The following is a 21,639-nucleotide window of genomic DNA, read 5'->3' as shown; positions in this document are numbered from 1 at the left end:
CGCGATGGCGTCCTTGAAATCGCCATCGCGGGCAAGCCTTGCTCCTACAGGGGCGGGGCGTTACGCCAGACGCTGGGCTTTTTCGTCTTCACCCAGGCAAGCCGCCGCTGTGAACAACACATCGGTGGACGAATTCAACGCCGTCTCCGCTGAATCCTGCAACACGCCAATAATGAAACCCACCGCCACCACCTGCATCGCAATCTCACTCGGAATGCCAAACAGGCTGCACGCCAATGGAATCAGCAACAACGAACCACCGGCCACGCCCGAAGCGCCACACGCGCAAATCGCCGCCACGACGCTGAGCAAAATCGCCGTCGGAATATCCACGGCAATCCCCAGTGTATGCACGGCGGCCAGGGTCAACACGGTAATGGTGATCGCCGCGCCGGCCATGTTGATGGTCGCACCGAGCGGGATCGACACCGAATACGTGTCTTCATGCAGGCCCAGGCGCTTGCTCAGTTCCAGGTTGACCGGAATGTTCGCCGCCGAACTACGGGTGAAGAATGCGGTAATGCCGCTTTCTCGCAGGCACATCAGCACCAGCGGATACGGATTGCGGCGCAGTTTCCAGAACACGATGACCGGGTTCATCACCAGCGCCACAAACAGCATGCAGCCCAGCAACACCGCCAGCAGATGCGCATAGCCGATCAACGCCCCGAACCCCGAGGTGGCCAGGGTCGAAGCCACCAGCCCGAAGATTCCCAGCGGCGCAAAGCGGATCACCAGGCGCACGATCAGGGTCACGCCATTGGACAGGTCACCCAGCACTTCGCGGGTGGTATCGCCGGCATGGCGAATCGCGACACCCATGCCGATCGCCCACGCCAGAATGCCGATGAAGTTGGCGTTCATCAGCGCGCTGACCGGGTTGTCGACCACGCTCAGCAGCAGACTTTGCAGCACTTCACCGATACCGCCCGGCGCCGTTATCGCGACATCCTGCGTCGATAGAACCAGGTGCGACGGGAACAACGTACTGGCCACCACCGCGACCACGGCTGCGGCAAAGGTCCCCAGCAAGTAAAGAAACAGGATCGGCCGGATATGGGTTTCCTGACCGTGTTTATGGTTGGCGATCGAGGCCATCACCAGCACGAACACCAGGATCGGCGCGACGGCTTTAAGGGCTGCAACAAAGACTTTGCCGATGAACGCGGTGGACTTCGCCACGTCGGGCGCGAACAAGGCCAGGGCAATGCCGGCGATCAGGCCGATGATGATTTGCGTGACCAGGCTGGTGCGTTTCAAACGGTGTAACAGGGTCGGGGATGCAGCGCTCATAACGGTATCTCTGATTTTTTTAGGTGCAGGGTTCCGCGGATCACGCAGCAATAAGCAGGGCAGGCCACATGGAGGAACCGAGGGGGTGTCGCGACATCAATGCCAACAACTGGCCGATGAATAGGGTGTACGAATCGCAGGGCGCGGACTTTATCACAGGGTCGTCTCGATCCTTCAGACCTGTGACGATCTGCCACCGGGCTGTTCCACGCGATATGCAGGTTCGTGCAACCCGGTATGGAGACACTCTGGTAAGCTTCGCCACCTTCATTTTCAAGTTCTGCCAGCGGGCCTCCGGGCTATCGCTGCTGTCGGCGTTTTCTGGAGTTCTGCATGCTGCTGCCCATCCTTCTGTTGTCTGCCGCCGGTTTTACGGTGCTGACCACGGAGTTCATCATCGTCGGCCTGTTGCCGGCGATTGCCCGGGACCTTGAGGTCACGATTCCCCAGGCCGGACTGCTGGTGACGCTGTTCGCGTTTACCGTGGCTGCGTTCGGTCCGTTCCTCACCGCGTATTTCGCCCGCTTCGAGCGGCGCAAGCTGTTCATCTCGGTGCTGATCATGTTCGGCGTGGCCAACACCGTCGCAGCGTTGGCGCCGAACATCTGGGTCATGGCCGCCGCCCGGTTGATCCCGGCGTTAGGGCTGCCGGTGTTCTGGGCCCTGGCCAGCGAAACGGCAGTGGACATCGTCGGGCCGGACCACGCCGGTCGCGCGATTTCCAAGATCGGGTTCGGGATTGTGTGTGCGATGGTGTTTGGCATTCCGGTCGGCACGCTGATTTCCGATGCGTTCGGCTGGCGCAGCGCCTTCGGCATCCTGGCGGTGATCGCCTTTGCCAAGGCGTTGCTGTTGTTTATCTACTTGCCGAAAACCATTCTGCATCAGCAGCAGGCGAGCTTTCGTTCACAGTTCAAAATCCTGCGCAGCCCGTTGATGATCGGGCATGTGCTGCTGTCGATCCTGGTGTTTACCGGCATGTTCACCGCTTATACCTACCTGGCGGACATCCTTGAGCGCCTCGCTGGTTTCAATGGCACGGTGGTGGGTTGGTGCCTGATGGGCTTCGGTGCGGTGGGGCTGATCGGTAACTGGTGGGGCGGCCGCGCGGTGGATCGTCATCCGCTGATCGCGTCGATGATGTTCTGCGCGTTCCTGATTGCCGGCCTGATTGCGCTGGTGCCGAACATTCAGTCGCCGATGGGGCTGGCGGCGGCAATGGGCATTTGGGGGATCACCCAGGCTGCCTTGTTTTTGGTCAGCCATGTGCGTTTGATGAAGGCTGCGCCTGAGGCGCCGGCCTTTGCCGCCTCGCTGAACATCGCCGGGGCCAACCTCGGGATCGGCCTGGGCGCGATGGTTGGCGGTCGGGTGATCAATGCCTTTGGCCTGGGTGGCCTGGGTTTCGCGGCGGCGGCGTTCATCCTGGCTTCGATCCTGCTGGCCATGGCGCTGATGACCATGGCCCCCCGTGAGCCGCTCACAGTTCAGTAAACAACTCGCGTCGGGCACCTTCGGTAATCGCAACGATGCCGGGGTGCTTGACCTTGCGTTCCACTGAAATGGCATAGAACGACTCGGTCACCGCGTCGGTCTGGCCGATCAACTCCACGCCGTATTGGCGTTTCACTTCATCGGCAATCACGCTCGGGCCGATGAAAATCCCGCTGCCGGATTGACCGAAAGCCTGCATCAGTGCGCTGTCGTCGAATTCACCGACGATGCGCGGCTGAATTTGCTGCTCGGCAAACCAGCGTTGCAAACGACTGCGTACCACGGTTTCCGGCCCGGGAATCAACAAAGGTGCGCCGTGCAGGCTGCGCGGGAAATCCTGACCGTATTGCTCCGCCAATGCGTTTGTCGCAAAAAAACTGATCCCGCATTCACCGAGCTTCTGGCTGTAGCCCTTGATGTCCAGGTGCGATGGCATCGGGCTGTCGGAGATCACCAGGTCCAGGCGCTGGATCGCCAGGTCCGCGAGCAAACGGTCCAGTTTGTCCTCGCGACAGGTGATGCGCAGCGGCTCGCTCAATTCCATGGTCGGCGCGATCAGTCGATAGACGATGGATTTGGGTACCACGTCCGCCACACCGACCCGAAACAGAATCTGCTGCTCATTGGGCTGCGCGCGGAGCATCAGCTCCAGTTCGCCACCGAGCTGAAACATTTGCTCGGCGTAGGGTAGCGTCTGGCGCCCGGCCTCGGTGAGTTCCAGATTGCGCCCGACCCGGCGAAACAGCTCGATGCCGTAGGTTTGTTCCAGCAGGGAAATCTGCCCGCTGATGGTCTGCGGCGTCAGGTTCAGTTGCTCGCAGGCGCGCACGATGCTGCCGGTTTTGGCCACCACCCAGAAGTAATGCAGTTGTCGATAGTTGAGCATTTGGGTGAACCCCTGTTCGCGATCACATCGAGGCCTGTTGGCCTGGATTCGTAATGGCCGAAGTATAACCGCTAAAAATACGAATTTTACTGAAGTGTTTGTCTCCATAGAATGCCTCGCTATCGACGGGGTGCCTTTTCGCACCTGTCCGTTCTATCGAGGAAAGCCCCATGAAACTTACTGCCACGGCGCTGTTGATCACGTCTTTACTGGTATTGGCCGGTTGCGACCAGGCCGAAAAGAGCGCCCAGCAACTGATGGGTAAGGCCACCGAAACCGCCAAACAGGCCATCGACGACACCCATAAGGCCGCCGAACAGGCGCTCAGCGATGCCACCGGTGGTCTGATCAGCAAGAAAGAACAACCGGCCGAAGATAAAGAGAAAACCGAATCTTCGTCCCAGGAAATCTAAACCGTCTTACAGCGAGTCAGGACTGACCCATGGAATACCTTGTAGAACTAGCCGCCAGCCCCACTGCCTGGGTCGCCCTGGCCACGTTGATCGTCATGGAAATCGTGCTCGGCATCGATAACCTGATCTTCATCTCGATCCTGACCAATAAACTGCCGGAACAGCATCGGCAGAAAGCGCGCCGCATCGGTATCGGCATGGCGTTGATCCTGCGCCTGGCGCTGTTGAGCACCATCGCCTTCATCGTCCAGTTGACCGAGCCGGTGATCGATATCCTCGGCCAGACGTTCTCCTGGAAGGACATGATCCTGATCGCCGGTGGCCTGTTCCTGTTGTGGAAGGCGACCACCGAAATCCATCACAGCATGGACCCGGCGCCGCAAGATCCTAAGTCGGCGACTTCAGGCGTCACCCTGGGCTTTGCCGCTGCAATTGGTCAGATCCTGATGCTCGACATGGTGTTCTCCATTGACAGCATCATCACCGCTGTCGGCATGACCGAGCATTTGCCGATCATGATCATCGCGGTGGTGGTGTCGGTACTGGTGATGTTGCTGGCCGCTGACCCGCTGGCCAAGTTCATCAACGACAACCCGACTGTGGTGATGCTGGCCCTGGGCTTCCTGATCATGATCGGCATGACGCTGATCGCCGAAGGCTTCGGCGCCCACGTGCCGAAAGGCTACGTCTATGCGGCCATGGCGTTCTCGGCAACGATCGAAGGGTTGAACATGATGTCCCGGCGGGCCAAGCAGAAGCGCATCGCTGCTGAAGCCTGACCGGCGCTGAAACAAAACGGCCGCCTGCACTCGAAAGAGTCCAGGCGGCCGTTTTTGTCTGGCCGGATAAAAAATGTCGGTCAGTGGGCGGCGGCGGCGGGGCGGGCCACCGGTTGATCGGCTTTGGCTGCGGTCACCGATTGCACGGGCGGGTGATGGTGCCGGCGAGTGATACGCAGGACGCCCCATAACATGGCGGCGGCCACGGCCAGCCAGCCGGAAATCAGCATTACGATTGTCATTGTCAGGCTCATCGGCGCCTCCTCTTTGCCCTGCATCGGGCACACGCTCTCTGCAAATGACAGTCTAGTCGCTGCTGTGTTTCAGGCTATTGACCAAAGGTAGCCTGTCACCAACCCGTTCGCTCTATCGAATGCAAACAACTGCCGGTTTAGGCTATACCGCTGTCGCGCGGCATCCTATGATCAGTGGCCAAGCCGGGGGCACGATTGCCTGGCGTCTGAACAAGAGAGCGATGATGGTGCGGGTATTTTCTCGAATTCGAGGTGCAGTGTTAGTGACTGGCTGTGTTGCCGCGCTGGTGGGGTGCGCCGGTACTGTGGCGCCGGAGGTCAAGCGCCTGCCGGAACGTGTTGAGCTCAGCGGTACGTTCTACCGCGGCCAGGCCAATCAAAGTGGGCCTCAGGTGTTGGCCAGCATGCTGTCTCAACAGGGCGTGGTGATTACCCCGGGACTGCTGGAAAAACCCCTGCATTTGCCGGGCGCCGAGGCGCAGTTGCAGCAAAACATGCAGAACCTGGCTCGCGAGTACGGCATGGTGGTGTACCCGCTCGACAACAATCTGCCGGCGTTGTTGACCCAAGTGGCGGCCGGTTATCCGGTGATGGTGCGCTTCACCGAGGGCTCGGCGTTCTGGGCCGAGCCGCGCTACGCCATCCTCGCGGGGTACAACCGCCAGAAGCAGACAGTGCTGTTGCGTTCCGGGATGGACCGGCGGTTGCTGAAGAGCTTCAGTTCGTTTGAGTCCTCCTTCAAAGACGCCGGCGGCTGGGCCGTATTGATCCAGAAGCCGAACCAGATTCCGGCCAAGGTCGATGAGCAGCGCTGGCTCAAAGCGGCGAGCGATCTGGGTCAGGCCGGTCAGGAGCAGGCGGCAGCGCAAGCGACCAAGGCGTTGAAGGCTCAGTAGCTCCGTTCGTCATCTGCAGGGCACCGTCGCGTGCGCTTGGCCTCTTATGAATAAGGCCCGGATCTTTCCGGGCCAGATTCAAGGAGGCGTCCCATGGAAAATTTCTCTACCCCAAGCGGCCCGCACTCGTCCGAGCATTCGTCTGGCCATGACCTGGGTTTCGATCCCGATTCGCCGGATCTCGCCGACCCTCAAGTCGATCCCATAGGACCTGCCAAGGCGCCCAGGGATGTAAAGCCGGGTGACGACGACAAGAAACCTGCGAAGCCTTACGACCCGCTTGCTGATCTCAAACCCTGATGCGCAATGAGGTGGCTTATGTCTACCGATTCGAGTTTTAACGATAAACGTCCAGACAGCGTGCCAACCACTCCCGAAGACGACGTCGATCCAGTGCTGGATCCGGACAGCCCGCTACGCGATCCACTGGCGCGTCCAATGGTGGTGCCGACGGAGCATCCCCACGGCTGGAAAGACCCGAGTGCCGGGGACGGCATCCCCGATGACGACCAGATGCCGTTGCCCAACGATTAACTCACTGGGATACGATAAAAAAGCCCCGACTGATCGGGGCTTTTTATGTGCGATTGCTGCCTATTTCGAGGCTTCAACCACGCCGCTTTGACGTTGCTTCAGGTTCTTCGCGGCTTTGTACTGCAAGGCAACCGACGGCGCGTTAGTGCTCCTGCCGGTTTCGACCCAGCTGCGAATCCGGGTGGCATCGGCAAAGTGCGTGTACTTGCCGAATGCATCGAGAATCACCAGTGCCACCGGGCGATTGCCCATGCTGGTGACCAGCACCAGGCAGTGGCCGGCTTCGTTAGTGAATCCGGTCTTGGTGATTTTGATATCCCAATTGGCCTTGTTCACCAAATGATCGGTGTTGTGGAAACCCAAGGTGTAGTTGGGTTTACGGAACGCCACGGTGGTTTCCTTAGTGGTGGTCAGCTCAGTCAACAGCGGGTACTTGTGCGCGGCGATCAGCAGTTTGCTCAGGTCGCGAGCCGTCGAGACGTTGCGCGGGGAAAGCCCGGTCGGTTCGACGAAGTGGGTGTTGCTCATGCCCAGCGCCTTGGCCTTGGCGTTCATCGCCGCAATGAATGCGACGTAGCCGCCCGGGTAGTGGTGGGCGAGGGTCGCAGCGGCGCGGTTTTCCGAGGACATCAGCGCGATCAGCAGCATTTTCTTGCGCGGCAGTTCGCTATTGAGCTTGACCCGGGAGAACACACCTTTCATTTCCGGCGTGTGGCTGATGTCGACGTTGATGTATTCATCCATGTTCTGGCGCGCTTCAACCACCACCAGGCCGGTCATCAGTTTGCTGACCGATGCGATGGGCACGACCACGTCCGGGTTGTTGGCATAAATGACTTTGTTGGTCTGCAAATCCATCAGCAAAGCGCTGCCTGAAGCGATCTTCAGTTGTGACGCGTCTCGCGGTGCCGCGGTGGTTTCCGCAGCATGGGTCATTGGCGTGATAACAGTCCCTGTAAATGCAAAAAATAGACTCAGGATGGAAAGACGGATTTTCACGCGGGCGAACTCATAAGGGTGGATATGCCGTTTTGTTACGGGCTGTTTCTTAAAAACGACGCATTCTAGGAGTATGAGCTACGAAAGCGCTAGGCGCCCGTATGACGAGCGCTTTATATGAAGAAAATTTAATGTTTTTACGCCGGATTCACTCGCTTTTATTCCCCGCGCTCGCGGTCGGGTTTACGTTTGGTCAGGGGCACAAGCATGGCGACGTTCTGTTGATAGCGTTGGTATCGCTCGCCAAACAAGTCCACCAGGTCTTTCTCTTCAAAATGAGCCCCGATCAGGATGTAGACCGTATTGAGCAGCGCAAACAAAAGATGTCCGGCCGTCATGTCCGGTGTCGCCCAGAACACAATCAGAAACCCCAGGTACAAAGGGTGGCGGACCAATTTATAGAGTAAAGGGGTTTTGAACGTGGGATTGTCGGGCCTGGCAGAGTGCCAGGCGCTGAGTGCCTGGGTGATGCCGAGCAATTCGAAATGACTGATCAGGAATGTGGAAAGCACCACTACGCCGCAGCCCAGCCAGAACAAAGCCATGAGCAATCCGTGGCCCCCTGTGGACGTTACGCTCCAGATGGACGTTGGCATGGGTTGCCACAGCCAGAAAATCAGTATGAGCACCAGACACGTTGACAACACATAGGTCGCGCGCTCGATGGGGGCTGGAATAAATGTGATCCACCAACGTTTGAAAGGCTGTCGTGCCATGCCGCTGTGCTGGATGGCAAACAGCGTAATCAGCAAGGTGTCGACGATGACGGCCAGTGGCCAACTGAGGCCGACTCCCGAATTAATGTCTTTGGGCACTCTGATACCAGAGAGAAAACCGATCAGGTAAAGCGCGGTGAGCAGAAACAGCAGGTAACTGCAGAGGCTGTAAAGCAGGCCTGCCAGTTTGCCTGCGAAAGCATTCGTGTGCAGTTCAGGTAAGTTCTTTGGCTTCATGGACGGCTCCTGGCGAGTGCCATTTATATCCGCTAGTCCTTGCTGAGGTCTGTAGGTCGTTTTCCCCTTGGCCTGTCTCTTTATTCTGAAACCCGTGAATTGTTTGTCCAGTGCCCAAAAATAAAAAGCCCCGCAAATAGCGGGGCTCATTGATGCGGCAAGCCTGCGAACTCAGCTATGCAGGGTTTCCGCTGCGTACAGCGTGTTTTCCAGCAAGCACGCGCGGGTCATCGGACCGACGCCACCCGGAACCGGAGTGATCCAGCCGGCGCGGGGCAGGGCGGTTTCGTAGATCACGTCACCCACCAGTTTGCCGTCTTCCTGGCGGTTGATGCCGACGTCGATCACGATCGCGCCTTCCTTGATCCACTCACCCTTGACCAGGCCCGGCTTGCCGGCGGCCACCACCACCAGATCGGCACGGCCGACGTGGCCGGCCAGATCCTTGGTGAAACGGTGGGTGACGGTGACTGTGCAGCCGGCCAGCAGCAATTCCATCGCCATCGGGCGGCCAACAATGTTGGAGGCGCCGACAATCACCGCATCCATCCCGTAAAGATCAGCCCCGGTGCTTTCCAGCAGAGTCATGATGCCTTTGGGGGTGCAGGGGCGCAGCAGCGGAATGCGTTGGGCCAGACGACCGACGTTATAAGGGTGGAAACCGTCGACATCTTTATCCGGACGAATGCGCTCCAGCAATTTGGAGGCGTCCAGGTGGGCCGGCAGAGGAAGCTGAAGCAGAACGCCGTCAATCGCCGGGTTGTCGTTCAGGCTATCGATCAGATCGGTCAGCGCTTCTTGAGTGGTTTCAGAAGGCAGGTCGTAGGCTTGCGACAGGAAGCCGACCTCTTCACAGTCTTTACGCTTGTGCGAGACATAAACCTGAGAGGCAGGATCGCTGCCGACCAGGATCACCGCGAGGCCGGGCGTGCGCAGACCTTGCTGGCGACGCTCGGCAACTCGTTTGGCGATCTGCTGGCGCAGGCTGGCGGCGATTGACTTGCCGTCGATTAGTTGTGCAGTCATTGCGCGTGATTAACCATCGAGAGGGGAAAAAAAGAGGGCGCATTCTCGCATGTCAGGCGGCAAGGGCAAAGGCGCTTGGTCTGCAAATTCTTCTAAGCCCTTTAATTAAATGAATTTTTTTTAAAAAGGATTTGACGGCCTCCGGGGCGCTCTATACTATTCGTCGCACTTGTCGGGCACAGCCTAGCACTGGATGAGAAGGTCAATCGGAATTACGGTTCTGAAAGACTGGAAGCACTTAGTTTGTAGTCCTCCAAGAGTACAGATTAATAAGGCGCCCGTAGCTCAGCTGGATAGAGCATCCGCCTTCTAAGCGGATGGTCGCAGGTTCGAGTCCTGCCGGGTGCGCCATTAGGCAGCTTTGGCACAAGTAGCGCAATATGGTGGGCGTAGCTCAGTTGGTAGAGCACGGGATTGTGACTCCCGTTGTCGAGGGTTCGATCCCCTTCGTCCACCCCATATTTCGAAAGGCGCCAGATTAACAGTCTGGCGCCTTTGCTTTAACAGCTTCAGTCCGCGGATGTGGTGGAATTGGTAGACACACTGGATTTAGGTTCCAGCGCCGCAAGGTGTAAGAGTTCGAGTCTCTTCATCCGCACCAAATAAAGCTTCACTCAGGCCGGTTGGCCTGATTGGGGCACAGCAAGGAGGTTGTTTGGCTTCTTTGCAATGCAATATGGTGGGCGTAGCTCAGTTGGTAGAGCACGGGATTGTGACTCCCGTTGTCGAGGGTTCGATCCCCTTCGTCCACCCCATATTTCGAAAGGCGCCAGATTTAACAGTCTGGCGCCTTTTTTGTTTTAGCGGTTCGAGTGTTCGGCGACTGCATGTCCTGGGTCGCAGGGGCGGGGTGTTTCGTCGTATTTATGTTTCTCGATGATGCCGCGCCGCTCGCCGGCCTTGCTCGCAAGATCGGCTGTCAGGGAGATGATTGGCCACTTCTTCTATATATAGAAGGGTCGGTGCAGAGCCCTGGCTTGATTGGCTGTATTTGCTAACAGGGCGAGGCATAACCATTTGTCCCTCGCCTATAAATTGCCTGCTGTTTTTTTACCCGTTTTCAGTAGGGTGACTTCTTGAGTTTGACCCACTAGAATGCATGCCCTTGATTCTGGGGTCGGAAACGGCCGGCTAACGTCTGTGCAACGAGGAATATCCATGCAAGTTTCTGTTGAAAATACTTCTGCTCTTGAGCGCCGCATGAGCATCACCGTGCCGGCTGAGCGCATCGAGACTCAGGTCAACAAGCGTCTGCAGCAGACCGCCCAAAAGGCCAAGATTGCTGGCTTCCGTCCAGGCAAAGTGCCAATGAGTGAAATCAAGCGCCGTTTCGGTGCTGATGCACGTCAGGAAGCTGTTGGTGACGTGATCCAGTCCTCCTTCTACGAAGCTGTCGTTGAGCAGAAGCTGAACCCGGCTGGCGCGCCTTCGATCGAGCCTAAGTCGATCGAAGCTGGCAAGGATCTGGAATATGTCGCTATTTTCGAAGTGTTCCCGGAGTTCACTGTAGCCGGTTTCGAAGGTATCACCGTTGAGCGCCTGAGCGCTGACGTGGCTGACGCTGATCTGGACAAGATGCTGGACGTGCTGCGCAAGCAGAACACCCGTTTTGAAGTGGCCGATCGCGCTGCCCAGAACGAAGACCAACTGAACATCGATTTCGTTGGCAAGGTTGACGGTGAAGTGTTCGCTGGCGGCTCCGCCAAAGGTACTCAACTGGTTATCGGTTCCGGCCGTATGATCCCTGGTTTCGAAGACGGTCTGGTTGGCGCTAAAGCCGGCGAAGAGCGCGTTCTGAACCTGACTTTCCCAGAGGACTACCAGAACCTCGACCTGGCGGGCAAAACCGCCGAGTTCACCGTGACTGTGAACACTGTTTCCGAGCCAAAACTGCCAGAACTGAACGAAGAGTTCTTCGCTCAATTCGGCATCAAGGAAACCGGTCTGGAAGGCTTCCGCACCGAAGTTCGCAAGAACATGGAGCGCGAGCTGCGTCAGGCAATCAAATCCAAGGTCAAGAATCAGGTAATGGACGGTCTGCTGACCACCAACCCGATCGAAGTGCCTAAGGCTCTGCTGTCCAACGAAGTTGACCGTCTGCGCGTGCAGGCTGTTCAGCAGTTCGGCGGCAACATCAAGCCTGACCAACTGCCGGCCGAGCTGTTCGAAGAACAAGCCAAGCGCCGCGTTGTACTGGGTCTGATCGTGGCTGAAGTGGTCAAGCAATTCGACCTCAAGCCTGACGAAGCCCGCGTTCGCGAAATGATTCAGGAAATGGCTTCGGCCTACCAAGAGCCTGAGCAGGTTGTGTCCTGGTACTACAAGAACGACCAGCAACTGAACGAAGTCCGTTCGGTTGTGCTGGAAGAACAAGTTGTGGATACTGTTCTGCAGAAAGCTAGCGTGACCGACAAGTCGGTCTCTTACGAAGAAGCAGTCAAGCCGGTAGAAGCTCCACAAGCCGACTGATCGTTTCTTGCGGTAAGAAGTAATCACCATAAGCCAGCCTTCGTGCTGGCTTATGCGTATTCAAGACATAACTATTTGGGAGTGACTGCAGAGCATGTTCCGTAATTCGTATATTCAGCAGAACTCTGATATCCAGGCCGCAGGCGGCCTGGTCCCGATGGTTGTCGAGCAGTCCGCTCGTGGCGAGCGCGCCTACGACATCTATTCGCGCCTTCTCAAGGAGCGAGTGATCTTTCTGGTTGGCCCGGTAGAGGACTACATGGCCAACCTGATCTGTGCGCAACTGCTGTTCCTTGAAGCGGAAAACCCGGACAAGGACATCCATCTTTATATCAACTCCCCGGGCGGTTCGGTGACAGCTGGCATGTCGATCTACGACACCATGCAGTTCATCAAACCCAACGTGTCGACCACCTGTATTGGACAGGCGTGCAGCATGGGCGCTTTCCTGCTGACCGCAGGTGCTCCTGGCAAGCGTTTCTGCCTGCCGAACTCGCGTGTGATGATTCACCAGCCATTGGGCGGTTTCCAGGGCCAGGCCTCGGATATCGAAATCCATGCCAAGGAAATCCTCTTCATTCGTGAGCGTCTCAACACGCTGATGGCCAAGCATAGCGGGCACACTCTTGAAGAAATCGAGCGCGATACCAACCGCGATAACTTCATGAGTGCAGAAGCCGCGCGTGAATACGGCTTGATCGATGAAGTGATCAGCCAGCGCCCCGCTTAAAATAAGCAGCTCAAAATAGGCTTGGTCGGCTGCTCCGATCACTAGCGGGCTTGAAAAAGCCCGCAATAGCCTTCATCTTGTGTTGCAAGCCTATCGGATTTGGATCGAACGAATGACTGACACCCGCAACGGCGAGGACAACGGCAAGCTGCTCTATTGCTCCTTCTGTGGCAAAAGCCAGCATGAAGTGCGCAAATTGATTGCCGGCCCCTCGGTCTTTATTTGCGACGAGTGCGTCGACCTGTGCAATGACATCATCCGTGAGGAGGTGCAGGAAGCCCAGGCCGAGAGCAGCGCGCATAAATTGCCATCGCCTAAAGAAATCAGCGGCATCCTTGATCAGTACGTGATTGGTCAGGAGCGTGCGAAAAAGGTTCTGGCCGTAGCGGTATACAACCACTACAAGCGTCTGAACCAGCGTGACAAAAAGAATGACGACGTCGAACTCGGCAAAAGCAACATCTTGCTGATCGGCCCGACAGGCTCGGGTAAAACCCTGCTTGCCGAAACACTGGCCCGCTTGCTGAACGTTCCGTTCACCATCGCCGACGCAACCACCCTCACCGAGGCGGGTTATGTAGGTGAAGATGTCGAGAACATCATTCAGAAGCTGCTGCAGAAGTGCGATTACGACGTAGAAAAAGCCCAAATGGGCATTGTCTACATCGATGAGATCGACAAGATCTCGCGCAAGTCTGACAACCCGTCGATCACCCGGGACGTTTCCGGTGAAGGCGTGCAGCAGGCCCTGCTCAAGTTGATTGAAGGCACGGTCGCTTCCGTTCCGCCGCAAGGTGGCCGCAAGCATCCGCAGCAGGAATTCCTTCAGGTCGACACCCGTAACATCCTGTTCATCTGCGGTGGTGCTTTCTCCGGTCTGGAAAAAGTTATCCAAAATCGTTCCACCAAAGGTGGTATCGGTTTCAACGCAGAAGTGCGCAGCAAGGAAGAAGGCAAGAAAGTCGGTGAGTCCCTGCGTGAAGTCGAGCCTGACGATTTGGTCAAGTTCGGTCTGATCCCGGAGTTCGTCGGTCGTCTGCCGGTCCTCGCTACGCTGGACGAGCTTGATGAAGCTGCTTTGATGCAGATTCTCACCGAGCCGAAAAATGCTCTGACCAAGCAATACGCCAAGTTGTTCGAGATGGAAGGCGTGGACCTGGAATTCCGGGCCGACGCACTGAAATCGGTCGCCAAACGTGCCCTGGAACGCAAAACCGGTGCCCGTGGACTGCGTTCGATTCTTGAAGGTGTATTGCTCGACACTATGTATGAAATCCCCTCGCAGTCCGAGGTGAGCAAAGTAGTGATCGATGAAAGTGTTATCGAAGGCAAGTCCAAGCCACTGTATATCTACGAAAACAGTGAGCCGACAGCCAAGGCCGCGCCAGACGCTTAAGCGTCACGCTGCTGGAACAAAGAAGGGGCCTTCGGGCCCCTTTTCTTTTAAAGCGTTTTTAACACCCTCTTTGCGCTTGTTTTTTTTGAAAGCAGCCCCCATCTTGGTTTCAAGCTTACTTCCATCTGTTTACGGCCATATGGCCGCCGTAGAGGCGAAATCATGAAGACAACCATCGAATTGCCTCTCTTGCCATTGCGTGATGTCGTGGTTTATCCGCACATGGTTATCCCGCTGTTCGTGGGGCGCGAGAAATCCATCGAAGCCCTCGAGGCTGCGATGACGGGCGACAAGCAGATCCTTCTGCTGGCTCAGAGAAACCCTGCTGACGACGATCCCGGTGAAGAAGCACTTTATCGCGTAGGTACCATCGCCACCGTTCTGCAACTGCTCAAGCTGCCTGACGGCACCGTCAAGGTTCTGGTCGAAGGCGAGCAGCGGGGCGCCGTGGAGCGCTTCAGCGAAGTGGACGGTCACTGCCGTGCCGAAGTCTCGCTGATCGACGAAGTCGACGCGCCTGAGCGCGAGTCGGAAGTGTTCGTTCGCAGCCTGCTGGCTCAGTTTGAACAATATGTGCAGTTGGGCAAGAAAGTCCCGGCTGAAGTCCTGTCGTCGCTCAACAGCATCGACGAGCCAGGCCGCCTGGTCGACACCATGGCCGCGCACATGGCCCTGAAGATCGAGCAGAAGCAGGAAATCCTCGAAATCATCGATTTGTCGGCCCGGGTCGAGCACGTCCTGGCGTTGCTGGATGCCGAGATCGATCTGCTGCAAGTCGAAAAACGCATTCGCGGCCGTGTCAAAAAGCAAATGGAGCGCAGTCAGCGCGAGTACTACCTGAATGAGCAGATGAAGGCTATTCAGAAAGAACTCGGCGACAGCGAAGAAGGCCACAACGAAATCGAAGAGCTGAAAAAGCGCATCGATGCCGCCGGCCTGCCAAAAGATGCCTTGGCCAAGGCCCAGGGCGAACTGAACAAGCTCAAGCAAATGTCGCCAATGTCCGCGGAAGCGACGGTGGTGCGTTCGTACATTGATTGGCTGGTCCAGGTGCCGTGGAAAGCTCAGAGCAAGGTGCGTCTGGACCTGGCTCGTGCAGAAGACATTCTCGATGCCGACCACTACGGTCTGGACGAAGTCAAAGAACGCATCCTCGAATACCTCGCCGTGCAAAAGCGCGTGAAGAAGATTCGTGGTCCGGTGTTGTGCCTGGTCGGTCCTCCTGGGGTGGGTAAAACCTCCCTGGCGGAGTCGATTGCTCACGCCACCAACCGCAAATTCGTCCGCATGGCCCTCGGTGGCGTGCGTGATGAAGCGGAAATTCGTGGTCATCGCCGTACTTACATCGGTTCGATGCCAGGAAGATTGATTCAAAAGATGACAAAGGTGGGCGTCCGCAACCCGCTGTTCCTGCTCGATGAAATCGACAAAATGGGCAGTGACATGCGTGGTGACCCGGCGTCGGCGTTGCTGGAAGTGCTCGATCCCGAGCAGAACCACAATTTCAACGATCACTATCTGGAAGTCGATTACGACCTGTCCGATGTGATGTTCCTTTGCACCTCCAACTCCATGAACATTCCACCGGCGCTGCTGGACCGGATGGAAGTGATTCGTCTGCCGGGCTACACCGAAGACGAGAAGATCAACATCGCTGTCAAATACCTCTCGCCGAAGCAGATTACTGCCAACGGCCTGAAGAAAGGCGAGCTGGAATTCGACGCCGAAGCGATCCGCGACATCATCCGCTACTACACCCGCGAAGCCGGTGTACGGGGGCTTGAGCGCCAGATTGCCAAGGTTTGCCGCAAGACGGTCAAAGAGCACGCACTGGAAAAACGCTTCTCGGTGAAGGTCACCGCAGACATGCTGGAACACTTCCTCGGCGTGCGTAAATTCCGTTACGGCCTGGCTGAATCCCAGGATCAGATCGGTCAAGTGACCGGCCTGGCGTGGACTCAAGTGGGCGGCGAACTGCTGACCATCGAAGCCGCCGTCGTGCCGGGCAAAGGCCAGTTGATCAAGACCGGTTCCCTGGGTGATGTGATGGTCGAGTCGATCACCGCCGCACTGACCGTGGTCCGCAGCCGTGCCAAGAGCCTGGGGATCCCCCTGGACTTCCACGAGAAGCGCGACACGCATATCCATATGCCGGAAGGGGCGACCCCGAAAGACGGCCCTAGCGCTGGTGTAGGCATGTGCACGGCCCTGGTGTCAGCATTGACCGGGATTCCTGTACGCGCGGACGTCGCCATGACCGGCGAAATTACCCTGCGTGGCCAGGTGCTGGCGATCGGTGGATTGAAGGAAAAACTGCTGGCGGCTCACCGCGGCGGGATCAAGACTGTGATCATTCCTGAAGAGAACGTACGCGATCTGAAGGAAATTCCTGACAATATTAAGCAAGATCTGCAGATTAAACCGGTTAAATGGATTGACGAGGTCCTGCAAATTGCGCTGCAATACGCGCCGGAGCCCTTGCCGGATGTGGCTCCGGAGATAGTTGCAAAGGATGAAAAACGCGAGTCTGACTCTAAGGAAAGAATTAGCACGCATTAGTACGCATTTGCCTGGGGGGCTTCCTTGACAGCTTTTTAGAGCCCTTGTTATAAAGCGGCTCTTAAGTGTCTGTAGGCCATTCAGCACTCGTTTTTGCTTTCACCAAAAAACTTAGAATCATACTCAAATAGATATAAGGGGACTTAGAGTGAACAAGTCGGAACTGATTGATGCTATCGCTGCATCCGCTGATATCCCGAAAGCTGCTGCTGGCCGTGCGCTGGACGCTGTAATCGAATCCGTCACTGGCGCTCTCAAGGCTGGCGACTCCGTTGTTCTGGTTGGTTTCGGTACGTTCTCCGTCACTGATCGCCCAGCTCGCATCGGTCGTAACCCACAGACTGGCAAGACGCTGGAAATCGCTGCAGCCAAAAAACCAGGTTTCAAAGCCGGTAAAGCACTGAAAGAAGCTGTCAACTAAGTTCGATTCAGGTTTTTGCCTATCCGGGTCGGGGTCATGCCTGACCTGGCAGCGGAGCGGTAGTCCAGCCAACAAGTCGTTGATCTGAGACACCGAGGGTCGCAAGTTCGAACCCTCGGTCCGCTCCGCCAGTTACGAGAAGGCGCATCCCCGGATGCGCCTTTCTTCTATCCGGATTCTACCCACGCTCCACGGTTGCCTAATTTTGAAGTTCAACCGTTTCTGGGGGACGCATGCTGCAGAATATCAGGGACAATTCACAAGGCTGGATTGCCAAGACCATTATCGGGGTCATCGTTGCACTGATGGCTTTGACCGGTTTCGACGCTATTTTCAAGGCCACGACGCACAGCAATGATGCGGCCAAGGTCAACGGCGAAGAAATCAGCCAGAACGAGCTGAGCCAGGCCGTCGATATGCAACGCCGTCAGCTGATGCAACAGCTGGGCAAGGATTTCGATGCTTCCTTGCTTGACGAAAAAATGCTGCGCGAATCGGCCCTCAAAGGCCTGATCGATCGCAAACTGCTGCTGCAAGGCGCAGAAAAATCGAAATTCGCTTTCTCCGAAGCCGCTTTGGACCAGGTGATCCTGCAGACGCCTGAATTCCAGGCCGACGGCAAGTTCAGCCCTGAGCGTTTCGACCAGGTGATCCGTCAGCTGGGCTACAGCCGTATGCAATTCCGCCAGATGCTGGCTCAGGAAATGCTGATCGGTCAGTTGCGTGCTGGCCTGGCCGGCAGTGGTTTCGTGACTGATGCACAGGTACTGGCCTTCGCCCGTCTGGAAAAACAGACCCGTGATTTCGCTACCCTGAACATCAAGGCTGACCCGGCGGCAGTGAAACTGACCGACGATGAGGTCAAGGCTTACTACGACGAACACGCCAAGGAATTCATGACGCCGGATCAGGTCGTCATCGATTACCTGGAATTGAAGAAGGCAGCCTTCTTTGATGAGGTCAGCGTCAAGGACGAAGACCTGCAAGCGGCGTATCAGAAAGAAACCGCCAACCTGGCCGAACAACGCCGGGCTGCGCACATTCTGATCGAAGTGAACGACAAGGTGACCGAGGCGCAAGCCAAGGCCAAGATCGAAGAAGTGCAGGCGCGCCTGGCCAAAGGCGAGAAGTTCGAGGCGTTGGCCAAGGAATTCTCCCAGGATCCGGGTTCGGCGAACAATGGCGGTGACCTCGGTTACGCTGGTCCTGGTGTCTACGATCCAGCGTTTGAAAAAGCCCTGTATTCGTTGAGCAAGGACCAGGTGTCGGAGCCAATCCGCACTGACTTCGGTTTCCACCTGATCAAACTGTTGGGCGTTGAAGCGCCGGAAGTTCCGACGTTGGCCAGCCTCAAAGGCAAGCTGACCCGTGAGCTGAAGACCCAGCAGGTCGAGCAGCGTTTCGTCGAGGCGACCAAGCAACTGGAAGACTCGTCGTTCGAAGCGTCCGATCTGGCCCAGCCAGCACAAGACTTGAAACTGACCGTCCATACCTCCGCGCCTTTCGGCCGTGAGGGTGGCGAAGGTGTTGCGGCCAACCGTGCCGTGGTCACTGCAGCGTTCAGCCCTGAAGTGCTGGATGAAGGTGCCAACAGCACCGCCATCGAGCTCGATCCGGAAACCGTGATCGTGTTGCGCGCCAAGGAGCACTTGAAGCCTTCGCAGTTGCCGCTCGAAAGCGTTGCCGCCAGCATCCGTACGCAATTGGCCAAGGAGCACGCCAGTGCTGCCGCCAAGACCAAGGCCGATGAGTTGATCGTCAGCCTGCGCGAGGGCAAGACACCGCTGGACAAGGCGATTGACGGCCAAGGCTGGAAAGTCACCGCAGCCGCTACGCGTGCGCAGGAAGGGGTTGACCCAACTGTGCTGCAAGCGCTGTTCCGCATGCCTAAGCCTGCCGCCAAGGACAAGCCGACGTTCAGCAGCGTGACCCTGGCCGACGGAAGCCTGGTGATCGTGCGCTTGAACGGCGTGAACGAAGCTGCGGCGCCGACCGACGAAGAGAAGGCTCAATACCGTCGCTTCCTCGCGTCGCGCATTGGCCAGCAAGACTTTGCGGCCTACCGCAAGCAGTTGGAAGGCGAGGCTGACATCAAGCGTTATTGATGGCTGGCTGAGTTTGGCGCTACACAAAGACCCCGGCCGAAAGGCTGGGGTTTTTTTTTGATCTTTGCCCTGTCCATCGGAAACCACCGACGATATGCGACTTTTCCCCCATATAACGGTCAACACACCTGTAACCGTTTTAAGACACTAATCGATACGCACCTAAGCAACGATCTGTTGCACAATACGCCCCGGACCGTTTTCTCTCAGGATGTTCAATGTTTAGATCAATTCCCATGCGTGTTGTAGGGCTGGCCCTGGTGCTGGCCATCGCTGCCGGTTGTTCGTCGAAAAAAGCCGCCATCTATGAGCATGAGAACTTCGACGATTCCGGAACGTTTTCTCGCAGCTATCCGGTGACCGACGCGCAGACTTGCGAAGCCGCCCGTCGTGCCTTGCTCAGCCAGGGCTACATCATCACCAGCAGCGATCCGAAACTGGTCAGCGGCCACAAAAGCTTCCAGCAAACCGGCGAAACCCATATGGAGATCAGCTTCAGTGTGGTCTGTGCCGATGATGGCTCCGAAGGGCACCATGCGACCATGTTCGCCAACGCCTTGCAGGACCGCTATGCGCTGAAGAAGACCAATAACTCCGCCAGCCTCGGCGTCGGCGTGTTGGGCTCGGTATCGATGCCGATCGGCTCGTCCGATGATTCGATGGTCAAGGTCGCCAGCGAAACCGTGTCCTCAACCAAGTTTTATGAGCGTTTCTTTACTCTGGTGGAATTGTTCCTGCCGCCGGAAGCGAAGAAAGCGGCGCACATTGTCGAGAAGCCGAAAACTGACTTGGGTGTGCCTGAAGCCAAGGCTGCCCCGGCGGCACTGGCGCCAACACCGGCACCCGCCGCCCAGCCTGCTGCTGCCCCAGCGCCTGTCGAAGCCGCACCTGCCGCCTCTGAGCCGGTCGCTCCGCCAGCGGAGTCCACCCCGATCACGCCGGTTGAAACCTCTGAGCCAGCGCCGGCCACTGAAAACATCACGCCACCGTCGCACCCGGACAACATGCCGGCCCCAAGCGAACCTATCCCGGCCCAGTAAGCGCTCCAGGCGTTACGCGAGCGTGTCGCACGACACGTCTCCCGTAACGGCCGTCAAGCTTGATCCACGTCAAACCAGGCCGTTGTCCTACGGCCTGTATCGAAAAAATCCTGTGATAAATTCCTGACCACCTGCTACGTTTTATTTAGTAGCGAACGAGTGTCGTGTGAGCGTCATTTTTCTTTCACGCGGGCACTTTATGCTCAAGGCGCTGGTCACTTGATCAGGCGATTTTCAATGAGCGACAGGGGGACACCACAATGGATGAGTATCAAGAAGAGTTGCTCGAGTATTCGGCGTTTGAACTGGATCCGCTGGAACCGGCTGAAGACGCAACTGAACTTTAAGGCTTCACGCGGATTGGCGGTGACTGCGGCGATACTCGCCAGGTGTCTGGCCGTTCCAGCGTTTGAAGGCCCGTTGAAAGGCTTCGGCTGAGGCAAAGCCCAGCAGATAGGCGATTTCCCCGAACGCCAGTTCGGTATCGCGAATGTAGGTCATGGCCAGGTCGCGGCGAGTGTCGTTGAGAATTGCACGGAATTGCGTGCCTTCCTCGGCGAGTTTGCGACGCAAGGTCCAGGTTGGCAGCTTCAGGCGTGCCGCCACTTCTTCCAGGTCGGGTTCCCGGCCACCATTGAGCAACGGCCCCAGCAACTGAGTGACTCGTTCACGCAGGCTGCGGGTGCGTGTCAGCTGTTCCAGTTCCCGTTCACACAATTGCAGCAAGTGCTTCCACGTGCTCGGGCAGTGTTGCGGGTTGCGTTGGGCGAGGCTGGCCAGGCTCAGGCGCAGTTGATTGTGTTCGGCGCCGAACTGAATCGGGCCATCGAACACGTTGTAGGCTTCTCTATACGGCGGTTCTTCGAATTCGATTTCGATGCGTTCGGCGCGCAGCGGGGTTAGGCACACGCTGGATAATTGTTGCAACCAGCCGGCAATGATCGAGTCCACCACGAAGCGGTTGTAGGCGTTGTAAGGGCTGATGGAATAGAACCGCAGCCACGCACCCTTGGCGTCTTCGTGAAAGCTCGACTGGCCGCGATAGTTGGAACCGTACAAAGCTTCGAAGCGAATCAGGCATCGCGCGGCTTCCCGAACCGTCGGCGCCTGGGCGGCGGTGACCCCCGCCAAACCGGCCTGACTCAAGCGACTGAGCTGCCCCATGCGCAAACCCAGCGCCGGGTCGGCAGTCAGCTGAATTGCCCCGTGGCCAACGCGCATGTAGCGCGGGATCGACAGCCGCGCGCCGGCTTCACCGAGGCGGGCGGCGTCCAGGCCGTATTGGTCGAGCAATGGCTGAGGATCGGCGCCATGGCTGCGCACGGCATCGGCCAGGCTGTGAACGAAGCCCACCGACAAATCCCCGAGGCGCATCGGCTGCGGCTTCATTGT

General features: G+C 57.4%; 20 protein-coding genes and 4 tRNA genes. 17 read left to right on the top strand and 7 right to left on the bottom strand.

The genetic code is table 11. The features are described 5' to 3' along the window. Window positions 1-60: 60 nt before the first annotated feature. A complete protein-coding gene (gene sstT, locus BK667_RS15055; RefSeq protein WP_123598087.1) occupies window positions 61-1,293 on the bottom strand; it encodes a serine/threonine transporter SstT in 1,233 nt (410 codons plus the stop codon). A gap of 333 nt (window positions 1,294-1,626) precedes the next feature. On the opposite strand from sstT, the gene BK667_RS15050 reads away from it, so the two are divergent. Continuing rightward, window positions 1,627-2,787 carry an MFS transporter gene (locus tag BK667_RS15050; protein WP_123598086.1) on the top strand — a complete coding sequence of 387 codons (1,161 nt, stop codon included), beginning with the start codon at window positions 1,627-1,629 and terminating at the stop codon, window positions 2,785-2,787. On the opposite strand, the gene nhaR is transcribed toward BK667_RS15050, so the two are convergent. Next, complete coding sequence (gene nhaR, locus BK667_RS15045; protein WP_123598085.1) at window positions 2,774-3,673, bottom strand: transcriptional activator NhaR; 900 nt, start codon at window positions 3,671-3,673, stop codon at window positions 2,774-2,776. The genes BK667_RS15050 and nhaR overlap by 14 nt on opposite strands. Window positions 3,674-3,843: 170 nt before the next feature. Between nhaR and BK667_RS15040 the strand changes: the two genes are divergently transcribed. Continuing rightward, window positions 3,844-4,086 (top strand): hypothetical protein, encoded by a 243-nt coding sequence (locus BK667_RS15040; RefSeq protein WP_123598084.1) that lies wholly within the window; start codon window positions 3,844-3,846, stop codon window positions 4,084-4,086. Between the two features lie 29 nt (window positions 4,087-4,115). Continuing rightward, a complete protein-coding gene (locus BK667_RS15035) occupies window positions 4,116-4,865 on the top strand; it encodes a TerC family protein (protein WP_123598083.1) in 750 nt (249 codons plus the stop codon). A gap of 80 nt (window positions 4,866-4,945) precedes the next feature. Here the strand turns inward: BK667_RS15035 and BK667_RS15030 are convergent, their stop codons facing one another. Then, window positions 4,946-5,107, bottom strand: a complete 162-nt coding sequence (locus tag BK667_RS15030) for a hypothetical protein (protein WP_185058220.1) — start codon at window positions 5,105-5,107, stop codon at window positions 4,946-4,948. 179 nt (window positions 5,108-5,286) lie between these two features. Here BK667_RS15030 and BK667_RS15025 point away from each other — a divergent pair, with 179 nt between their 5' ends. From BK667_RS15025 to BK667_RS15015, 3 genes are all read left to right on the top strand, one after another. Continuing rightward, window positions 5,287-6,015: a peptidase C39 family protein gene (locus BK667_RS15025; RefSeq protein WP_123598081.1), complete on the top strand. Its 729-nt coding sequence runs from the start codon at window positions 5,287-5,289 to the stop codon at window positions 6,013-6,015. 93 nt (window positions 6,016-6,108) lie between these two features. Then, window positions 6,109-6,315, top strand: coding sequence for a DUF6021 family protein (locus tag BK667_RS15020; RefSeq protein WP_123598080.1), 207 nt, complete (start codon window positions 6,109-6,111; stop codon window positions 6,313-6,315). 18 nt (window positions 6,316-6,333) lie between these two features. Further along, window positions 6,334-6,549: a hypothetical protein gene (locus tag BK667_RS15015; protein WP_123598079.1), complete on the top strand. Its 216-nt coding sequence runs from the start codon at window positions 6,334-6,336 to the stop codon at window positions 6,547-6,549. Window positions 6,550-6,609: 60 nt separating this feature from the next. On the opposite strand, the gene pbpG is transcribed toward BK667_RS15015, so the two are convergent. The 3 genes from pbpG to folD all read right to left on the bottom strand — a co-directional run bounded on the left by pbpG (window position 6,610) and on the right by folD (window position 9,527). Next, window positions 6,610-7,548 carry a D-alanyl-D-alanine endopeptidase gene (gene pbpG, locus BK667_RS15010; protein WP_123513616.1) on the bottom strand — a complete coding sequence of 313 codons (939 nt, stop codon included), beginning with the start codon at window positions 7,546-7,548 and terminating at the stop codon, window positions 6,610-6,612. Between the two features lie 158 nt (window positions 7,549-7,706). Further along, on the bottom strand, window positions 7,707-8,501 hold the full coding sequence (gene mddA, locus BK667_RS15005; RefSeq protein ID WP_123598078.1) for a methanethiol S-methyltransferase: 795 nt from the start codon (window positions 8,499-8,501) through the stop codon (window positions 7,707-7,709). 171 nt (window positions 8,502-8,672) lie between these two features. After that, complete coding sequence (gene folD / locus BK667_RS15000) at window positions 8,673-9,527, bottom strand: bifunctional methylenetetrahydrofolate dehydrogenase/methenyltetrahydrofolate cyclohydrolase FolD (RefSeq protein ID WP_123513612.1); 855 nt, start codon at window positions 9,525-9,527, stop codon at window positions 8,673-8,675. Between the two features lie 274 nt (window positions 9,528-9,801). On the opposite strand from folD, the gene BK667_RS14995 reads away from it, so the two are divergent. The 11 genes from BK667_RS14995 to BK667_RS14945 all read left to right on the top strand — a co-directional run bounded on the left by BK667_RS14995 (window position 9,802) and on the right by BK667_RS14945 (window position 20,247). Then, window positions 9,802-9,878: transfer RNA gene (locus BK667_RS14995), tRNA-Arg, on the top strand. Between the two features lie 32 nt (window positions 9,879-9,910). Continuing rightward, window positions 9,911-9,986: transfer RNA gene (locus BK667_RS14990), tRNA-His, on the top strand. Between the two features lie 57 nt (window positions 9,987-10,043). Next, window positions 10,044-10,128: transfer RNA gene (locus tag BK667_RS14985), tRNA-Leu, on the top strand. 78 nt (window positions 10,129-10,206) lie between these two features. Then, a tRNA-His gene (locus BK667_RS14980) sits at window positions 10,207-10,282 on the top strand. 403 nt (window positions 10,283-10,685) lie between these two features. Continuing rightward, complete coding sequence (gene tig / locus BK667_RS14975) at window positions 10,686-11,996, top strand: trigger factor (RefSeq protein ID WP_123513611.1); 1,311 nt, start codon at window positions 10,686-10,688, stop codon at window positions 11,994-11,996. 94 nt (window positions 11,997-12,090) lie between these two features. Beyond that, window positions 12,091-12,726 (top strand): ATP-dependent Clp endopeptidase proteolytic subunit ClpP, encoded by a 636-nt coding sequence (gene clpP, locus BK667_RS14970; protein ID WP_054053844.1) that lies wholly within the window; start codon window positions 12,091-12,093, stop codon window positions 12,724-12,726. A gap of 112 nt (window positions 12,727-12,838) precedes the next feature. Continuing rightward, window positions 12,839-14,122, top strand: coding sequence for an ATP-dependent Clp protease ATP-binding subunit ClpX (clpX, locus tag BK667_RS14965; RefSeq protein WP_007901798.1), 1,284 nt, complete (start codon window positions 12,839-12,841; stop codon window positions 14,120-14,122). A gap of 162 nt (window positions 14,123-14,284) precedes the next feature. Beyond that, window positions 14,285-16,681: an endopeptidase La gene (lon, locus tag BK667_RS14960; RefSeq protein WP_123598077.1), complete on the top strand. Its 2,397-nt coding sequence runs from the start codon at window positions 14,285-14,287 to the stop codon at window positions 16,679-16,681. A gap of 148 nt (window positions 16,682-16,829) precedes the next feature. Further along, window positions 16,830-17,102, top strand: a complete 273-nt coding sequence (locus BK667_RS14955; protein ID WP_002552737.1) for an HU family DNA-binding protein — start codon at window positions 16,830-16,832, stop codon at window positions 17,100-17,102. 233 nt (window positions 17,103-17,335) lie between these two features. Beyond that, window positions 17,336-19,207, top strand: a complete 1,872-nt coding sequence (locus tag BK667_RS14950; RefSeq protein WP_123598076.1) for a SurA N-terminal domain-containing protein — start codon at window positions 17,336-17,338, stop codon at window positions 19,205-19,207. 218 nt (window positions 19,208-19,425) lie between these two features. Further along, window positions 19,426-20,247 carry a DUF2242 domain-containing protein gene (locus BK667_RS14945; protein WP_123513606.1) on the top strand — a complete coding sequence of 274 codons (822 nt, stop codon included), beginning with the start codon at window positions 19,426-19,428 and terminating at the stop codon, window positions 20,245-20,247. A gap of 351 nt (window positions 20,248-20,598) precedes the next feature. Here BK667_RS14945 and BK667_RS14940 read toward each other — a convergent pair whose 3' ends face one another. Then, a complete protein-coding gene (locus tag BK667_RS14940; protein WP_123598075.1) occupies window positions 20,599-21,636 on the bottom strand; it encodes an AraC family transcriptional regulator in 1,038 nt (345 codons plus the stop codon). Window positions 21,637-21,639: the final 3 nt, after the last annotated feature.

The sequence above is a fragment of the Pseudomonas frederiksbergensis genome, assembly GCF_003732705.1.
Taxonomy (GTDB): Bacteria; Pseudomonadota; Gammaproteobacteria; order Pseudomonadales; family Pseudomonadaceae; genus Aquipseudomonas; species Aquipseudomonas frederiksbergensis_F.
Note: the sequence above shows the minus strand (reverse complement) of the source record. Positions and strands in the feature narration are given on the sequence as shown.

Bases quoted from the DNA above. Each gene is read 5' to 3' on its own strand.
- BK667_RS15050 (WP_123598086.1), top strand. From the start codon at position 1,627: ATGCTGCTGCCCATCCTTCTGTTGTCTGCCGCCGGTTTTACGGTGCTG.
- tig (WP_123513611.1), top strand. From the start codon at position 10,686: ATGCAAGTTTCTGTTGAAAATACTTCTGCTCTTGAGCGCCGCATGAGC.
- nhaR (WP_123598085.1), bottom strand. From the start codon at position 3,673: ATGCTCAACTATCGACAACTGCATTACTTCTGGGTGGTGGCCAAAACC.
- BK667_RS14945 (WP_123513606.1), top strand. From the start codon at position 19,426: ATGTTTAGATCAATTCCCATGCGTGTTGTAGGGCTGGCCCTGGTGCTG.
- lon (WP_123598077.1), top strand. From the start codon at position 14,285: ATGAAGACAACCATCGAATTGCCTCTCTTGCCATTGCGTGATGTCGTG.
- clpP (WP_054053844.1), top strand. From the start codon at position 12,091: ATGTTCCGTAATTCGTATATTCAGCAGAACTCTGATATCCAGGCCGCA.
- mddA (WP_123598078.1), bottom strand. From the start codon at position 8,501: ATGAAGCCAAAGAACTTACCTGAACTGCACACGAATGCTTTCGCAGGC.
- BK667_RS15025 (WP_123598081.1), top strand. From the start codon at position 5,287: ATGATCAGTGGCCAAGCCGGGGGCACGATTGCCTGGCGTCTGAACAAG.
- BK667_RS15030 (WP_185058220.1), bottom strand. From the start codon at position 5,107: ATGACAATCGTAATGCTGATTTCCGGCTGGCTGGCCGTGGCCGCCGCC.
- folD (WP_123513612.1), bottom strand. From the start codon at position 9,527: ATGACTGCACAACTAATCGACGGCAAGTCAATCGCCGCCAGCCTGCGC.
- clpX (WP_007901798.1), top strand. From the start codon at position 12,839: ATGACTGACACCCGCAACGGCGAGGACAACGGCAAGCTGCTCTATTGC.
- BK667_RS14950 (WP_123598076.1), top strand. From the start codon at position 17,336: ATGCTGCAGAATATCAGGGACAATTCACAAGGCTGGATTGCCAAGACC.
- BK667_RS15020 (WP_123598080.1), top strand. From the start codon at position 6,109: ATGGAAAATTTCTCTACCCCAAGCGGCCCGCACTCGTCCGAGCATTCG.
- sstT (WP_123598087.1), bottom strand. From the start codon at position 1,293: ATGAGCGCTGCATCCCCGACCCTGTTACACCGTTTGAAACGCACCAGC.
- BK667_RS15035 (WP_123598083.1), top strand. From the start codon at position 4,116: ATGGAATACCTTGTAGAACTAGCCGCCAGCCCCACTGCCTGGGTCGCC.
- BK667_RS15040 (WP_123598084.1), top strand. From the start codon at position 3,844: ATGAAACTTACTGCCACGGCGCTGTTGATCACGTCTTTACTGGTATTG.
- BK667_RS15015 (WP_123598079.1), top strand. From the start codon at position 6,334: ATGTCTACCGATTCGAGTTTTAACGATAAACGTCCAGACAGCGTGCCA.
- BK667_RS14940 (WP_123598075.1), bottom strand. From the start codon at position 21,636: ATGAAGCCGCAGCCGATGCGCCTCGGGGATTTGTCGGTGGGCTTCGTT.